Here is a 15,101-nt window from a genome sequence, read left to right as displayed (position 1 = left end):
GAGAATATTTTATTTAACCAGTTTCCTGGTTTTACTGTGTTTTACGCTATAACCGAAATAGATAAAGAAACCGATCACTAACCAAACGATCAGTCTCAGCCAGTTTTCCCAACCGAGGCTAAAGATCATTGTAACACAGAACAGGGTACCTACAATAGGTACAACAGGTACCCAGGGTGTTTTAAATTCACGTGGCAGATCCGGATCTGTTTTACGCATTACGATTACACCCAGGCACACCAGTACGAAGGCAAACAAGGTACCGATACTGGTCATATCACCCACTACACTATCCGGAACGAAAGCAGCGAACAGGGATACGAAAACAAAGAACATAGCCTGTGACCTGTATGGCGTGCGGTATTTAGGATGAAGATCAGCGAATACTTTTGGTACCAGACCATCGTTGGCCATGGAGTAGAATACACGGGTCTGACCCAGCAGCATCACGAGGATTACTGAAGAGAAACCAGCCAGGATAGCGACAGTTACGAATGTAGACAGCCAGCCATATCCAATCATGTATTTATCAATTACATATGCAACAGATGCTTCACCGCCTTCTTTCAGGAAGTCCTGGTAAGGAGCGATACCTGTCAATACGTAAGAGAAGAGGATATATAATGCAGTACAGATAAACAGGGAAACCAGGATACCTATTGGCATATTGCGCTTAGGGTTTACAGTTTCCTGTGCTGCAGTGGATACGGCGTCAAAACCGATGAAGGCAAAGAATACCACACCAGCGCCCCGCAAGACCCCTGATATGCCATGGAACCCGTAGGCAGAATAGTCGACCACTGTACCATTGTGCATGGTCACTGTGCCGGCATCAGCAGGGATCATGAATGGGGTATGGTTAGCAGGATTGATGAACTGCCAGCCAAGGATGATGATGAGGATTACGATGGCTACCTTGGCAATAACGATGATGTTATTCACAATGGCAGAACCTTCGATACCGCGGATGAGCAATAAGCTCAGGAGTAGCAGAATGAATATAGCAGGGATGTTCATGATACCATGCACACCTGCATCAGAAGTTTCGAATGGACTGTGACACCATTGATAAGGAACGGTCCATCCGACTGATTTTTCCAATAGTTTATTCAGGTATTGTGCCCATCCTATGGCTACGGTAGCTGCACCAAGTGCATATTCGAGCACGAGGTCCCACCCGATGATCCAGGCGACGAATTCACCCATGGTGGCATAAGAATAGGTATAAGCACTTCCGGCGATAGGGATCATAGATGCAAACTCTGCGTAGCATAAACCTGCCAAAGCGCAACCTGCAGCTGCGATAATAAATGAGAAGACCACTGCGGGTCCTGCATGTTGCCCGGCGGCAGCGGCTGTTCTTACGAAAAGGCCCGCCCCGATGATGGCGCCAATGCCCAATGCAATCAGGGAACCTGCGCCCAGCGTACGTTTAAGTCCTTTGTCCGATTCAGATGCTTCTGATAATAAGATGGAGAGAGGCTTTTTTACGAAAAGTTTGCCCATACTGTATGTCTATTGTGGTTGACGTTTGAATGGTTTAGTAATTTGTTGTTTCAAATCATTACAGATCGCCAAATATAGGCATCAATTTTATAAAATGACACACAACTTTAGATGAACAACATTATTTTTGAGGGATTTTTATCACTTTGAATAAATTTTTAATATAAAAAGCACCGCTGCATGAAGAAAACCAACCGCCTTACCTTTTATATATTTCTAGCAATGGTATTGGGGATATTGACCGGTTATTTGGTGAATATTGCTTATTCGGGTAAAGATGGTGGACAAGTTACCATTGGGAAGTTCGTGGAAAATATATCGATACTGACCAGTGTATTTCTTCGCCTGGTTAAAATGATTATTGCTCCGCTGGTATTTACCACACTGGTAGTAGGTATTGCCAAGCTGGGAGATATCAAGGCTGTAGGCCGCATTGGTGGTAAGACCATGTTATGGTTTATTACGGCTACTTTCGTGTCCCTGTTCCTGGGATTGATCCTGGTAAACATATTGAAACCTGGGGCTGACATGCACCTGGTAGATAAACATGCTGAATCCGGCATTAAGGCGGCAGATATGACCCTGAGAGGCTTTTTCGAGCATGTATTTCCGGATAGTGTGGTGAATGCGATGGCGCACAATGAGATCCTGCAGATTGTAATATTTGCATTGTTCTTTGGTGTGGCTACTGCCGCGGTAGGGGAGATGGGACAGATTGTTATCAAGTTCCTGGACAGTGTAGCGCATATCATGCTTAAGGTGACCGGTTATGTGATGAACTTTGCGCCATTTGCCGTATTTGCCGCTATGGCTGCAACGATTGCTGAAAAGGGGCCTGGAATACTAAAAACCTACGGTATATTTATCGGCGAGTTTTACCTGGGTCTCGGTACCCTGTGGCTTGTACTGGCAGGCGTAGGTTGCCTGATTCTTGGTAAGCGTGGTTTGCAACTGCTGCAAAGAATCAAGGATGCGGTATTGCTGGCATTTAGCACAGCTAGTAGTGAGGCTGCTTATCCGAAGGTAATGGAAGAACTGGAAGGTTTTGGGGCTGATAATCGTATTGTTAGTTTTGTATTGCCGCTGGGTTATTCATTCAACCTGGATGGTTCTATGATGTATATGACATTTGCGAGTCTCTTTATTGCACAGGCATATGATATGCACCTGGGCATTGAGCAGCAGTTTTCCATGTTGCTGGTACTGATGATTACCAGTAAAGGAATTGCCGGGGTGCCAAGGGCATCACTGGTAGTGATAGCCGGAACCCTGTCTATGTTTAAAATTCCGGACGAGGGACTGCTGTTGCTGCTGGGAGTAGACCATCTGCTGGATATGGGCCGTTCTGCCACCAACGTAATTGGAAATGCGATGGCGACTGGCGTGGTATCCAAATGGGAGGGGGCACTGGCGGAGCCAACAACTAATCCACAACTATAACATAGAGATAACGTTTAAATCCTTATTTTGCTTCCGCGGCGATTCCGCAGGGCCAGCACTTAAATTAGCGGAGATTATACAAAGCATATGGACCAGTTTATAGAACTATTCAAGCACCTTATTAACCCGGCATGGATTATTGAGCATGGGGGATTGTATCTGTTATTGATTATTATTTTTGCGGAAACAGGTTTGTTTGTAGGATTTTTCCTGCCTGGAGATTCTTTGTTATTCCTCGCGGGATTTTACGGCGCTATGTTGAGTGACAGTTTCTTTCATATGCCCCTGATAGTGATTATGACGATGGTGGCAGTTGCTGGTATTCTGGGAAATGCGGTTGGTTTTTGGATTGGTCGAAAATCGGGCCCATTATTATTTAGTAGAAAAGATACGTTCTTCTTTAAAAAGAAACATTTATACCAGGCTAAGGAGTTGTACGACAAGCATGGCGGCGGGGCTATTTTCCTTGCCCGTTTTATGCCGATTGTGCGTACGTTCGCTCCGATAGTAGGGGGCATTGTGCAGATGGATAAGAAAAAATTCATGTTTTATAATGTGGTGAGTTCATTCGTGTGGGTATTCTCCATGATGCTGGCGGGGCATTACCTGGGTAAAGCCTTCCCTGGTCTGCAGCAGCACCTGGAACTGATCATCATTATTCTTATACTTATTACCACATTGCCTGTTTTAATCAAATTGTTTTTCGGTAAATCGAAGCATGCACCACCGCATGCGGATGTGAATGAATAATTATCTTTAAAATCCTCATGAAACCAGACTCGAAAAATTCCACCATTTTCAATGTTGCCGTATTGGTGGCATCATTGGGCTATTTCGTAGATATCTACGACTTATTACTATTTACGATAGTACGGGTGCCCAGCCTGAAATCACTGGGTATATCACAGGATGAGATTGACAAGGGTATCGGCGTCTGGCTGATGAATATCCAGATGATAGGCCTGTTGCTGGGCGGTATCATGTGGGGAATCATTGCTGACAAGAAAGGGCGGCTCCGGGTATTATTCGGTTCCATTCTTTTGTATTCAGTCGCTAATATTGCCAATGGTTTTGTACAGACTACGATGGCTTATTCCTTCTGGCGCTTTGTGGCGGGTGTAGGGTTGGCTGGTGAACTGGGTGCGGGTATTACCCTGGTGGCAGAGATACTACCGAAGGAGAAGCGGGGGTATGGCACCATGATCGTGGCTACGGTTGGGGTATCCGGGGCAGTAGCGGCGAACCTGATTGCGAAGCTGGTGCCTGACTGGCGGTATTGTTATTTCATAGGTGGTGGTCTGGGATTACTGCTGTTGGTACTGAGAATCAGTGTGATGGAGTCTGGTATGTTCCATGCGGCGGCTACAGACAATGCGGTAAAAAGAGGGAATATATTTGCGCTGGTAAATAACAGGGAGCGGTTAATTAAATACCTGAAATGTATTATGCTGGGTACACCTACCTGGTTTGTAGTAGGGGTATTGGTGGCTTATTCCAATAAGTTTGCGGTAGAAATGGGGGTAAAGGACCCTATATCACCTGGAGATGCAATTGCCTTTTGCTATGCGGGGCTGGTATTGGGTGACTTTGTCACGGGCTGGGTGAGCCAGTTGTGGAAAAGCAGGCGAAAGGTCATGATCTTATTCCTGTTGCTGACGACCACTTTTACGGCGGTTTACCTGCATCAGTCGGGCACGGGCAAGGTATTTTTCTTTACGGTTTGCTTCCTGTTAGGTTTCAGTGTTGGGTTCTGGGCAATCTTCGTTACGATTGCGGCGGAGAGTTTTGGTACGAACCTGCGGGCAACGGTGGCAATTACGGTGCCTAACTTTGCAAGGGGGATGCTGGTGTTGATTACGATTCTTTTCGGCTGGTTACAGCATTCCTTCAGTTATCTGACCAGTGCGGGGATAGTAGGAGTGATTACAATTGGCTTAGGGTTACTGGCATCTTACCTGGTGCCGGAGACATTTGGAAAGGATTTGAATTACATGGAGACAATCTAATACAAGAATAGTTGATAAAAAAAAGTCCGGTGTAATGAGTATCAATACTCATTCGTCCGGGCTTTTTTGCTTTTAATACCTCATTAGGATCTTATCTAAAAGTAAGTTTAGTTGTTTTGCTTCTTCTTCAGTGAGCGACAGGTTCAGGGAATCTTCCAGGGCCGGAAGGTCTACATCGACTTCTTCGAGCAGGGCGAGGCCTTTGGGAGTGATCATAACATCTACCGCACGACGGTCTATTTCACTAGCTTTTCGTTCTACCAGGCCTGCTTTTCTGAGGCGTTCCACAAGGCGGGAAACGTCGCTCATTTTGTCCAGCATCCTTTCTTTCAAAGTGTTGATATTGGCTGCTTTAGGATGCTGTCCCCGCAGGATGCGAAGGATGTTATACTGCTGCATAGTGATGTCAAACTTTTTAAAGAATTGTTGGTGACGGGAAACCATCCAGTTACCTACGAAGATGAGACCTATTAACCCTTTGTTATACTCGCTGGTCCAACTTTTTTGCGAGATCAGTTTTTCTATATTTGACATAAGTGCGCGTATATCGCCTTAAAAATACGATAATTCAATTATGTATAGGGAATGGAAAATAAACCGGGCCACTTAAATGAGTAGTGAATAAAAAAATCGCTTTTGTCTCAGACAAAAGCGATTTTTTGATGTAAGGGGCTGGCGGAAGGCCAACTTTAAAATGTTAATAAGTGGAATCAGGCTACAACCTTCATGTTGTCAAGAACGTCCATCACTTCTTTTACGTGATCGGCGGAGGTTTTAAGCAGGTTTGTTTCGTTTTGGTCCAGGTGTAGCTCTATAATTTTTTCGATACCATTTTTACCCAGTATCACGGGTACACCGAGGTAGATGTCTTTGAGGCCATATTGTCCGGAGAGCCATGCGCAGCAGGGGAAGATGCGTTTTTCGTCTTTCAGGATAGCTTCTACCATCTGGGCGGCTGCGGCGCCGGGTGCGTACCATGCGGAGGTGCCCAGGAGGTTTACGATTTCGCCACCGCCTACTTTGGTGCGCTGGATGATGGCCTCGAGTTTGTCGGGGGCTACGAGTTCAGTGACAGGAATACCTGACACGGTAGTGTAGCGGGGCAGGGGAACCATGGTATCGCCATGGCCGCCCATGAGGATTGCCTGAATGTCTTTGGGAGAGCAGCCAATTTCTTCGGCGAGGAAGGCGCGGTAGCGGGCGGTATCGAGGATACCGGCCATACCGAATACTTTGCTGCTGTCTTTGCCGGCAGTGAGGTAAGCGCAATACGTCATCACATCGAGTGGGTTGCTAACTACGATGATTATTGCATCAGGGGAATATTGGGAGATATTCTCTGTTACAGACTTTACGATATTGGCATTGGTGTTGATCAGGTCATCGCGGCTCATACCTGGTTTACGGGGGAGTCCCGACGTAATCACAACCACATCGCTGCCAGCTGTCTTCTCATAATCATTTGTCACACCCGATATCCTGGTGCTGTAATAGTCAATTGGCGACTGCTGCCATGTATCGAGCGCCTTCCCTTCAGCTGTTCCCTCCTTAATGTCCAATAACACGACTTCCTGTAAAAAATCTCTGTGGGCCAACACATTAGCGCAGGTAGCGCCTACATTGCCAGCTCCTACAACAGTAACTTTCATCGTATGTTTTTTATTTAGGTGAAGAATATGAGGATGAACAAATGTAACTAATGCCCGCTGAAGCAGATTTGCACTTATTTCAGGAGCCCGGCCAGTTCTTCGATCTTCGCGGAGCCTTCAAAACCTTTTACAAACTGGCCTTTCTTATCATAAATGAAGAGGCCAGGGAAGTAATGGAGGTTATAGAAATACATGATCTGGCGGGTGGGTTCGCTGCCCATGGTAATGTTCGGGTAGTTCTTAATATTATAATGGTCATAATATTCTTTCATCATTTCCCGTTTGAACGGGGTCACCATCAGGATTTGTGCTTTTTTGAATTTATCGATGTTTTTGAGCATTTCTTCTGTCAGGTGCTTGCAATGGTCACAATCTACGCTAAAAACGAAAACCAGGGTTTTGACGTTCTTTTTCAGGTTCTTTTTGGTAATTACTTTTCCGTCAGGGAGGGTATACTCAAAGGCGGGTGGTGTAGGGTACTGCAGGTAAGGCGGCTGGTCCTTTGCTACGGCAGTGGCAGGTTTGTTGGATTGTGCGTTCATCAAGGCTGGCAGACATAACAATAGTACAATCAGGTAGTGCTTCATATAACTCTTTGATTTGAAAATAATATTACAGCTAAAGGTATCGAATTTAAGCATACAGAAAAGAGCCATTTACATAACCGGGAAAACCGGCCTCATACAGTAAAATCAATGTTATTCTGGCCCTAAAAGGGCTAAAAATGGGCCTAAAACGCTTACTTTTCCACTTTTTTATAAAAAAATTACTAGATTACCTTCCCTTACATTATGTTTGCATTCCTAAAAAAAATAATAGGTAATAGTAGGTCTCTAAGTACACTAAAACAAATTAGGGCGCAACGGGTTTTGGGTTTTGCCAGAATGATTACTTTTGCAATCCTTAACGTAAATTTTTAACTTTAAATTAAGTATCCTTTTTATGGCTACCACTGCAGATATCAGAACAGGATTGATTATAAAGCTGGATAACAGCCTTTATTCTGTTGTAGAGTTTGGTCAGAACAAAACAGCCCGTGCCGCTGCTAAAGTATGGGCAAAACTGAAGGGTGTTGATAACAGCCGTTCCATCGAGCATACCTGGAACTCCGGCGATACCATCTACCCTGTGCGTGTTGAGAAGAAAGCATTCCAATACTTATATCAGGACGATAGTGGTTACAACTTCATGGATAACGAGACATTTGAGCAGATCGCTTTGTCTGAAAACCTGATCGATGCTCCTCAGTTCCTGAAAGAAGGCCAGGAAGTGGGAGTAATGATTAATACGGAAACCGAACAGCCAATGAGTGTGGAATTACCGGATAAAATCGTGGTGAAAGTAACGTATTCTGAGCCTGGTTTAAAAGGTGATACAGCTACCCGTACGCTGAAACCTGCTACTGTAGAAGGTGGCGCAACCGTGAATGTTCCTTTGTTCGTGAATGAAGGGGAGCTGATCAGGGTAAACACCAAAACTGGTGAGTACATTGAGCGCGTAAAAGAATAGTTTTAGTCCATCCAATTATATCATATCTACTTCAAGCATTTCTAAACCAAAAACTGTCTACATGGATTTTAAACAGATTCAGGAGCTGGTCAAGATGGTCAACAAATCTAACATCAGCGAACTGAGCATTGAGCAGGACAAGTTTAAGATTACAATAAAGCAAAAGGATAACGAAACTCAGCAGGTGATTGCCGTGCCAACTATGGCAGCACCTGTACAGGCAGTTCCTCAGGCAGTTGCTGCTGTGCAGGCCCCTGTATCAGCTCCGGCTGCTGAAGCACCAAAACCAGCTGCTGAGGTAAAAGCAGACAACCTGGTAACCATTAAGTCTCCTATGATCGGTACTTTCTACCGCAGCCCTGGCCCTGATAAGCCTTCTTTTGTGAATGTAGGTGATGAGGTATCCCCAGGCAAAGTGGTATGTATCATTGAGGCGATGAAGCTTTTCAACGAGATTGAAAGTGAGGTAAGTGGTAAAATCGTAAAAGTACTGGTAGATGATGCATCTCCGGTAGAATATGATCAGCCACTGTACCTGGTAGAACCATAAAATTGTTTAGTTAAAAGGTTGGAATATTATGAGGTATTGTAGGGATTCCCCTGCTTCATAATGTTCCAACCTTTTAGGCTTATTAACTTTTTTCTTTAACCTATCGAAAAAACATGTTTAAGAAAATATTGATTGCCAACCGTGGAGAGATCGCCTTGCGTATTATACGTACCTGTAAAGAAATGGGCATCAAAACGGTGGCTGTTTATTCTACTGCTGACAAGGACAGTCTTCATGTGAAGTTCGCTGATGAGGCGGTATGTATAGGCAAGCCGCAGAGCAGTGAATCATATCTGAATATCCCTCACTTAATGGCAGCAGCTGAAATCACTAACGCGGATGCGATCCATCCGGGTTATGGATTTTTGGCTGAAAATGCGCGTTTTGCAGAGATCTGTGGAGAGCACGGCATTAAATTTATCGGCCCTACCCCTGAAATGATCCGTAAGATGGGGGATAAGATGACCGCTAAAGAAACCATGATTGCAGCAGGTGTACCTGTTATTCCAGGTTCCGATGGTTTATTACAAAGCCTGGAAGAAGCAAGAACACTGGCTAAAGAAATGGGACTTCCTATCATCCTGAAAGCAACTGCTGGTGGTGGTGGTAAAGGTATGCGTGTGGTTTGGAAAGAGGAGGAGCTGGAAAATGCCTACAACATGGCAAAAAATGAGGCACGCGCGGCATTCAATAACGATGGTATCTACATGGAGAAATTCGTGGAAGAGCCAAGACATATTGAGATCCAGGTAGCTGGTGACCAGTATGGTAAAGTATGTCACCTGAGTGAGCGTGACTGTTCTATTCAGCGTCGTCACCAGAAGCTGGTAGAAGAGTCTCCTTCTCCGTTCATGACGCCTGAGCTGCGTGAGAAGATGGGCGAAGCGGCTATTAAAGCTGCGTCAGCGATCAATTACGAGAGCGTAGGTACGATTGAGTTCCTGGTAGATAAGCACAGGAATTTCTACTTCATGGAGATGAATACACGTATCCAGGTAGAACATGGTGTGACAGAAGAGGTAATCAATTTCGACCTTATTAAAGAGCAGATCAAGATTGCGGCTGGTATTCCTATTTCAGGAAAGAACTATACGCCTGAGATGCACGTAATTGAGTGTCGTATCAATGCGGAAGATCCGTATAATGATTTCCGTCCTTCTCCGGGTAAGATCACAGTATTGCATATTCCAGGTGGTCATGGGGTGAGAGTAGATTCTCATATTTATGCGGGATATGTAATTCCTCCTTATTATGATTCCATGGTGGCTAAGCTGATTACGATCGCACAGACGAGAGAAGAGGCGATCAGCACGATGGAAAGAGCGCTGAGTGAGTTTGTGATTGAAGGAGTAAAGACGACAATTCCGTTCCATCAGCAATTGATGAGGGATGAGAATTTCAGGAAAGGTAATTTTACTACTAAGTTTACGGAAACGTTTAAGCTGGTTTAAAATAATACTATTAGATGGTGGATCCCGGTGGTGCAAACTGCCGGGATTTTTTTATGCCCCGAACCAAATATAAACACAAAGCCCCGGGTAAATACCCGGGGCTAATCATACACCAAAACAATCTTACGGTTTTATCGCAAGAAAAGCAGCTCTCTGTACTTAGGCAGTGCCCATTGTTTGTCATCTACCAGGAACTCCAGTTTGTCGGAGTGGTATCTGATCACATCAAAGTACGGCTTAATTTTTTCACAATAATCTATAGCTTTCTGGCGGCTGTCAGTAACCTTGTTAGCTACTTTGCGCGCTTCAATCATAGCCTGTACATTCTCACTGATGACGTTAACATGTTCAGCTATTTTGTTAGCAATCTGCGTTTGCGCTTTAACAGCCGCATCGCCTAAACCTATTTCTTTCAGACCACGGATATTAGTGATCAGGCTATTCATATAGGAGATTGCTGAAGGCAGGATCGTGTTAGTAGCCAGGTCGCCTATAACGCGGGCTTCGATCTGCACCTTCTTCACATAGTCTTCGAGGAGGATTTCATGACGTGCATGCAGTTCCTTCTCTGTGTAGATACCTACTTCTGTGAACAGTTTAGTAGATTTCTCAGTTACGAAAGCATCCAGTGCCTGCGGAGTAGTTTTTACATTTGGTAAACCTCTTTTCGCAGCTTCTGCAGCCCACTCTTCGCTATAACCGTCGCCTTCGAATAAAACTTTCTCCGAATCTACAATATATTTTCTAAGAGTTTGCATAATCGCAATCTCTTTTTTCTCACCTTTTTCAATCAGGGCATCCACTTCAACCTTGAAGGTAGCCAGTGTTTTAGCCACGATAGTGTTCAGCACAGTCATTGCAGAAGCACAGTTAGCAGAAGAACCTACGGCACGGAACTCGAACTTGTTGCCTGTGAAGGCGAACGGAGAAGTACGGTTACGGTCGGTGTTATCCAGCAACAGCTCTGGAATATGACGGTGCAGGTCGAGTTTCAGGATAGCTTCATCCTGCTCATCGAACTTGTGGTTTACGCGGGTTTTTACTTCCTGCAGTACATCGTACAGGTATTTACCTGAGAATACGGAGATAATTGCAGGAGGTGCTTCGTTAGCGCCCAGACGGAAGTCGTTGCTTGGAGAAGCGATAGAAGCTCTCATCAGGTCAGCATAGTCATGAACCGCCTTGATAGTGTTAACGAAGAAGGTCAGGAACATCAGGTTGGTCTTAGGTGTCTTACCAGGAGCCAGCAGGTTAACGCCGGTGTCAGTAGCCATAGACCAGTTGTTGTGTTTACCTGAACCGTTGATACCAGCAAATGGTTTCTCGTGCAGCAGGCATTTCAGTTTATGACGCTTAGCTACCTTGTTCATGACATCCATGAGCAGGGAGTTGTGGTCAACTGCAATGTTTACTTCTTCGAAGATAGGAGCACACTCGAACTGGGAAGGAGCTACCTCGTTGTGACGGGTTCTCAAAGGAATACCCAGTTTGTATGATTCCACTTCGAAATCACGCATGAAAGCGTAAGCACGCTCAGGGATAGAACCAAAATAATGGTCTTCCAGCTGCTGACCTTTGGAAGGTGCGTGACCTACTACGGTACGACCAGTCATGATCAGGTCAGGACGTGCGTTAGCCAGGTTTTCGTCAACCAGGAAGTATTCCTGTTCCCAACCAAGGGTAGGAGTAACTTTGGTTACGTTTTTATCGAAATAGTTACATACGTCTACAGCAGCTTTGTCGATAGCAGACAGTGCTTTCAGCAGTGGCGCTTTGTAGTCCAGTGATTCACCGGTGTATGAAACGAATATTGTAGGAATGCAGAGTGTCTTACCAAATCCCTGTTCCAGGATGAATGGAGGAGAGGAAGGATCCCATGCAGTGTAACCACGAGCTTCGAAAGTAGCACGCAGACCACCATTAGGGAATGAAGAAGCATCAGGCTCCTGTTGTACCAGTGCATCGCCGTCAAATGTTTCCAGCGGAGTACCATCACCTTTCAGGGTAAAGAAAGAGTCATGTTTTTCAGCAGTAGTACCTGTTAATGGTTGGAACCAGTGTGTGTAGTGGGTAACTCCTTTTTTCATTGCCCAGGCTTTCAGACCAGAAGCGATCTGCTCAGCCATTTTACGTTCGATTTTGGTGCCAGCCTTAATAGAGTTCATCAGGCTCTTGTAAGCCTCATCACTCAGGCTTTCCCTCATTGCTTTTCCTGCGAATACATTGCTGCCGAACACTTCGGTGATCTTATTACCGGTGAGTGCTTCGGATGTGATTTTGAGATCAACGCCAGATAGGTTTTCCAGCGCGGTGAAGCGTAACGATTGCATGCTGTAAATAATTTTACACAAAAGAACGCTGTTGTGCTTACATAAGCAAGAATTAAATTGATTTTAACTAAAAAATTACATTTTTTGGTAATAAAGGTTAATTATTTTGATTTTTGGTCAAAAAAATGGGGGTGAGTAATATCCAAACTGATGTATTTAAAAAATGCTAATGTGATAAATAGGCATTTTTACTTCAGTAGTGCGATGAAAAAGGGTGTTTTTTAAGAAAATTACTTACGTAGTAGCAGGAGCTGTATTTTTGCCCCGGGATATAATTTCCAGTTAAAATGGTAGCTACCGACAGGTGTTTTCCTTGTCAATTGCAGGAAAAACCTGTAGGTTTGCATCTTCTTTTAAATATCGTACTCATACATCTAGTTACATGCAAACTTCCGTAGAAACTCCAGATAAGTTCTCCCAGACGACCGTTGAAACAGCCGAACAGCTGGGGCTTACTGCAGACGAATTTGAGCGCATAAAGAACATCCTTGGCCGTACGCCAAACTTCACTGAACTGAGTATGTATTCTGTAATGTGGAGCGAGCATTGCAGTTACAAGAACTCAATCGTGTGGTTAAAAACGCTGCCCCGCGACGGGGAGCGCCTGCTGGTAAAGGCAGGTGAAGAGAATGCCGGTCTGGTAGATATAGGCGATGGTTATGCCTGTGTATTCAAAATTGAATCACATAACCACCCTTCCGCTATCGAACCATTCCAGGGTGCGGCTACCGGTGTAGGTGGTATTCACCGTGATATTTTCACGATGGGTGCCCGCCCCATTGCTGCATTGAACTCTCTGCGTTTTGGCAATCTGAATGACAAGAAAACACAGCACCTGTTAAAAGGTATTGTGCATGGCATCGGTCATTATGGCAACTGTTTTGGTGTGCCTACCGTGGCTGGTGAGACTTACTTCGAAGATTGCTACGGCACCAACCCGCTCGTAAACGCAATGAGCGTTGGGGTGGTAAAAGTAGGCCAGACAGTATCTGCCACTTCTTATGGTGCTGGCAATCCTGTATTCATCGTAGGTTCTGCAACCGGTAAAGATGGTATAGGCGGTGCATCATTCGCGAGCGCGAACATCACCGAAGACAGCGTGGAAGATCTGCCTTCCGTACAGGTAGGAGATCCATTCCAGGAAAAGAAACTGCTGGAAGCATGTCTTGAAATCATCCCAACCGGTGCGCTGGTAGGTATGCAGGATATGGGTGCAGCTGGTATCACCTGTTCTACCGCGGAAATGAGTGCGAAAGGAGAACATGGTATGATTATCCACCTGGATAAGGTACCTACCCGCCAGCAGAACATGAAAGCATGGGAAATGCTGCTGAGCGAAAGCCAGGAAAGAATGCTGATCGTATTGCACAAAGGCCAGGAAGCCGAAGTGCTGAAAATATTTGAAAAATGGGACCTGCACTGTGTGCAGATCGGTGAAGTAACTACCGACAAGTCACTGAAGTTCTATATGAACGATGTGCTCGAAGCAGATGTACCTGCCGAAAGCCTGGTGCTGGGTGGTGGTGCTCCCCAGTATCACCGCGCTTATACAGAGCCTGTTTATTTCGAAAAAATTAAAGCCTTCAATATCCAGAATATTCCGGATACCCTGCATGCACAGTTTGCAGCAGAAAGGCTGGTAAAGCTGCCTAACATTGCTTCCAAGCGCTGGATCTATACCCAGTACGACAGCATGGTGGGTGCAGCAAATGCCACTACCAACGCGCCAAGTGACGCTGCTATCGTAACCGTAAAAGGCACGAAGAAAGTACTGGCCGTAACTACCGACTGTAACAGCCGTTTTGTATATGCTGACCCTCAGATCGGTGGTCAGATCGCTGTAGCCGAAGCTGCCCGCAACATCGTATGTAGCGGTGGTGAGCCTGTAGCAATTACAAACTGTCTGAACTTCGGTAATCCTTATGATCCTGAAGTATACTACCAGTTCGTACACGCTATTAAAGGTATGGGTGAAGCTTGCCGTAAATTCAATACCCCTGTTACCGGTGGTAACGTGAGCTTCTATAACCAGTCTCCTGAAGGTCCTGTATATCCTACGCCTACTATCGGTATGCTGGGTATCCTGGATAGCATCGAAGACCGTATGACCCTGAACTTCAAAGAAGCTGGTCACCTGGTGTACCTGTTGGGCCGTAGCCGTAACGATATCAGCAGCTCTGAATACCTGCACAAGCTGATCGGCATCGAATTCAGCCCGGTTCCTCACTTCAGCCTGGAAGAAGAAGCACAGCTGCAGCACGCAATCACCAAACTGAATAAAGCAGGTCTGATCCAGTCTGCACACGATGTGAGCGAAGGTGGTCTGTTCATTACCCTGCTGGAAAGCGCCATGAGCAGCGGATTAGGTTTTGATGTACACACCAATCCTAACTTCCGTAAGGATGCTTACCTGTTTGGTGAAAGCCAGAGCCGTGCAGTAGTCACTGTAAGACCTGAGGATAAGGAGAAATTTGAAGCATTGCTCCATGGACTGGTAGATGCTACTGAATACTCTGTTCGATATGAGAAGATAGGTACCGTGAAGGGTGAGCATGTAGTTGTAGATGGTGATGACTGGGGTAAAGTGAGCCAGTGGAAGCAACAGTATGATACTGCTATCGAAAGCAATTTAGCATAAGCAACAACCTTTTAAAGGCTAT

Annotated in this window: 12 protein-coding genes; 7 read left to right on the top strand and 5 right to left on the bottom strand. The window is 45.2% G+C overall.

Going from position 1 to position 15,101, the window contains the following annotated elements; all coding sequences use genetic code 11:
- Positions 1 to 9: 9 nt before the first annotated feature.
- Positions 10 to 1,506: an amino acid permease gene (locus ABDW16_RS05640; protein ID WP_343668303.1), complete on the bottom strand. Its 1,497-nt coding sequence runs from the start codon at positions 1,504 to 1,506 to the stop codon at positions 10 to 12.
- A gap of 180 nt (positions 1,507 to 1,686) precedes the next feature.
- On the opposite strand from ABDW16_RS05640, the gene ABDW16_RS05635 reads away from it, so the two are divergent.
- The 3 genes from ABDW16_RS05635 to ABDW16_RS05625 all read left to right on the top strand — a co-directional run bounded on the left by ABDW16_RS05635 (position 1,687) and on the right by ABDW16_RS05625 (position 4,952).
- The gene (locus ABDW16_RS05635) at positions 1,687 to 2,946 is read left to right on the top strand and encodes a dicarboxylate/amino acid:cation symporter (protein WP_343668302.1); all 1,260 of its coding nucleotides are present in this window, start codon (positions 1,687 to 1,689) and stop codon (positions 2,944 to 2,946) included.
- Positions 2,947 to 3,033: 87 nt separating this feature from the next.
- The gene (locus ABDW16_RS05630) at positions 3,034 to 3,696 is read left to right on the top strand and encodes a VTT domain-containing protein (RefSeq protein WP_343668301.1); all 663 of its coding nucleotides are present in this window, start codon (positions 3,034 to 3,036) and stop codon (positions 3,694 to 3,696) included.
- A gap of 17 nt (positions 3,697 to 3,713) precedes the next feature.
- Positions 3,714 to 4,952 (top strand): MFS transporter, encoded by a 1,239-nt coding sequence (locus tag ABDW16_RS05625; protein ID WP_343668300.1) that lies wholly within the window; start codon positions 3,714 to 3,716, stop codon positions 4,950 to 4,952.
- A gap of 72 nt (positions 4,953 to 5,024) precedes the next feature.
- Here ABDW16_RS05625 and ABDW16_RS05620 read toward each other — a convergent pair whose 3' ends face one another.
- The 3 genes from ABDW16_RS05620 to ABDW16_RS05610 form a co-directional block, all read right to left on the bottom strand.
- On the bottom strand, positions 5,025 to 5,486 hold the full coding sequence (locus ABDW16_RS05620) for a MarR family transcriptional regulator (RefSeq protein WP_343668299.1): 462 nt from the start codon (positions 5,484 to 5,486) through the stop codon (positions 5,025 to 5,027).
- A 176-nt stretch (positions 5,487 to 5,662) separates the two neighbouring features.
- Positions 5,663 to 6,601 (bottom strand): malate dehydrogenase, encoded by a 939-nt coding sequence (mdh, locus tag ABDW16_RS05615; RefSeq protein ID WP_343668298.1) that lies wholly within the window; start codon positions 6,599 to 6,601, stop codon positions 5,663 to 5,665.
- A 74-nt stretch (positions 6,602 to 6,675) separates the two neighbouring features.
- On the bottom strand, positions 6,676 to 7,188 hold the full coding sequence (locus ABDW16_RS05610) for a redoxin domain-containing protein (RefSeq protein ID WP_343668297.1): 513 nt from the start codon (positions 7,186 to 7,188) through the stop codon (positions 6,676 to 6,678).
- Positions 7,189 to 7,543: 355 nt separating this feature from the next.
- On the opposite strand from ABDW16_RS05610, the gene efp reads away from it, so the two are divergent.
- The 3 genes from efp to accC all read left to right on the top strand — a co-directional run bounded on the left by efp (position 7,544) and on the right by accC (position 10,111).
- Complete coding sequence (efp, locus tag ABDW16_RS05605) at positions 7,544 to 8,110, top strand: elongation factor P (protein ID WP_343668296.1); 567 nt, start codon at positions 7,544 to 7,546, stop codon at positions 8,108 to 8,110.
- A 61-nt stretch (positions 8,111 to 8,171) separates the two neighbouring features.
- The gene (gene accB, locus ABDW16_RS05600) at positions 8,172 to 8,660 is read left to right on the top strand and encodes an acetyl-CoA carboxylase biotin carboxyl carrier protein (protein WP_343668294.1); all 489 of its coding nucleotides are present in this window, start codon (positions 8,172 to 8,174) and stop codon (positions 8,658 to 8,660) included.
- Between the two features lie 113 nt (positions 8,661 to 8,773).
- Positions 8,774 to 10,111 (top strand): acetyl-CoA carboxylase biotin carboxylase subunit, encoded by a 1,338-nt coding sequence (accC, locus tag ABDW16_RS05595; RefSeq protein WP_343668292.1) that lies wholly within the window; start codon positions 8,774 to 8,776, stop codon positions 10,109 to 10,111.
- Between the two features lie 131 nt (positions 10,112 to 10,242).
- Here the strand turns inward: accC and ABDW16_RS05590 are convergent, their stop codons facing one another.
- Positions 10,243 to 12,441 carry a glutamine synthetase III gene (locus ABDW16_RS05590; protein WP_343668290.1) on the bottom strand — a complete coding sequence of 733 codons (2,199 nt, stop codon included), beginning with the start codon at positions 12,439 to 12,441 and terminating at the stop codon, positions 10,243 to 10,245.
- 382 nt (positions 12,442 to 12,823) lie between these two features.
- Here ABDW16_RS05590 and purL point away from each other — a divergent pair, with 382 nt between their 5' ends.
- Positions 12,824 to 15,079, top strand: a complete 2,256-nt coding sequence (purL, locus tag ABDW16_RS05585; RefSeq protein ID WP_343668289.1) for a phosphoribosylformylglycinamidine synthase subunit PurL — start codon at positions 12,824 to 12,826, stop codon at positions 15,077 to 15,079.
- Positions 15,080 to 15,101 lie beyond the last annotated feature (22 nt).

Source organism: Chitinophaga sp. (genome assembly GCF_039596135.1).
Taxonomy (GTDB): domain Bacteria; phylum Bacteroidota; class Bacteroidia; order Chitinophagales; family Chitinophagaceae; genus Chitinophaga.
This window is presented reverse-complemented; position numbering and strand designations above follow the sequence as displayed.

Bases quoted from the DNA above. Each gene is read 5' to 3' on its own strand.
- ABDW16_RS05640 (WP_343668303.1), bottom strand. From the start codon at position 1,506: ATGGGCAAACTTTTCGTAAAAAAGCCTCTCTCCATCTTATTATCAGAA.
- ABDW16_RS05635 (WP_343668302.1), top strand. From the start codon at position 1,687: ATGAAGAAAACCAACCGCCTTACCTTTTATATATTTCTAGCAATGGTA.
- ABDW16_RS05630 (WP_343668301.1), top strand. From the start codon at position 3,034: ATGGACCAGTTTATAGAACTATTCAAGCACCTTATTAACCCGGCATGG.
- ABDW16_RS05625 (WP_343668300.1), top strand. From the start codon at position 3,714: ATGAAACCAGACTCGAAAAATTCCACCATTTTCAATGTTGCCGTATTG.
- ABDW16_RS05620 (WP_343668299.1), bottom strand. From the start codon at position 5,486: ATGTCAAATATAGAAAAACTGATCTCGCAAAAAAGTTGGACCAGCGAG.
- mdh (WP_343668298.1), bottom strand. From the start codon at position 6,601: ATGAAAGTTACTGTTGTAGGAGCTGGCAATGTAGGCGCTACCTGCGCT.
- ABDW16_RS05610 (WP_343668297.1), bottom strand. From the start codon at position 7,188: ATGAAGCACTACCTGATTGTACTATTGTTATGTCTGCCAGCCTTGATG.
- efp (WP_343668296.1), top strand. From the start codon at position 7,544: ATGGCTACCACTGCAGATATCAGAACAGGATTGATTATAAAGCTGGAT.
- accB (WP_343668294.1), top strand. From the start codon at position 8,172: ATGGATTTTAAACAGATTCAGGAGCTGGTCAAGATGGTCAACAAATCT.
- accC (WP_343668292.1), top strand. From the start codon at position 8,774: ATGTTTAAGAAAATATTGATTGCCAACCGTGGAGAGATCGCCTTGCGT.
- ABDW16_RS05590 (WP_343668290.1), bottom strand. From the start codon at position 12,441: ATGCAATCGTTACGCTTCACCGCGCTGGAAAACCTATCTGGCGTTGAT.
- purL (WP_343668289.1), top strand. From the start codon at position 12,824: ATGCAAACTTCCGTAGAAACTCCAGATAAGTTCTCCCAGACGACCGTT.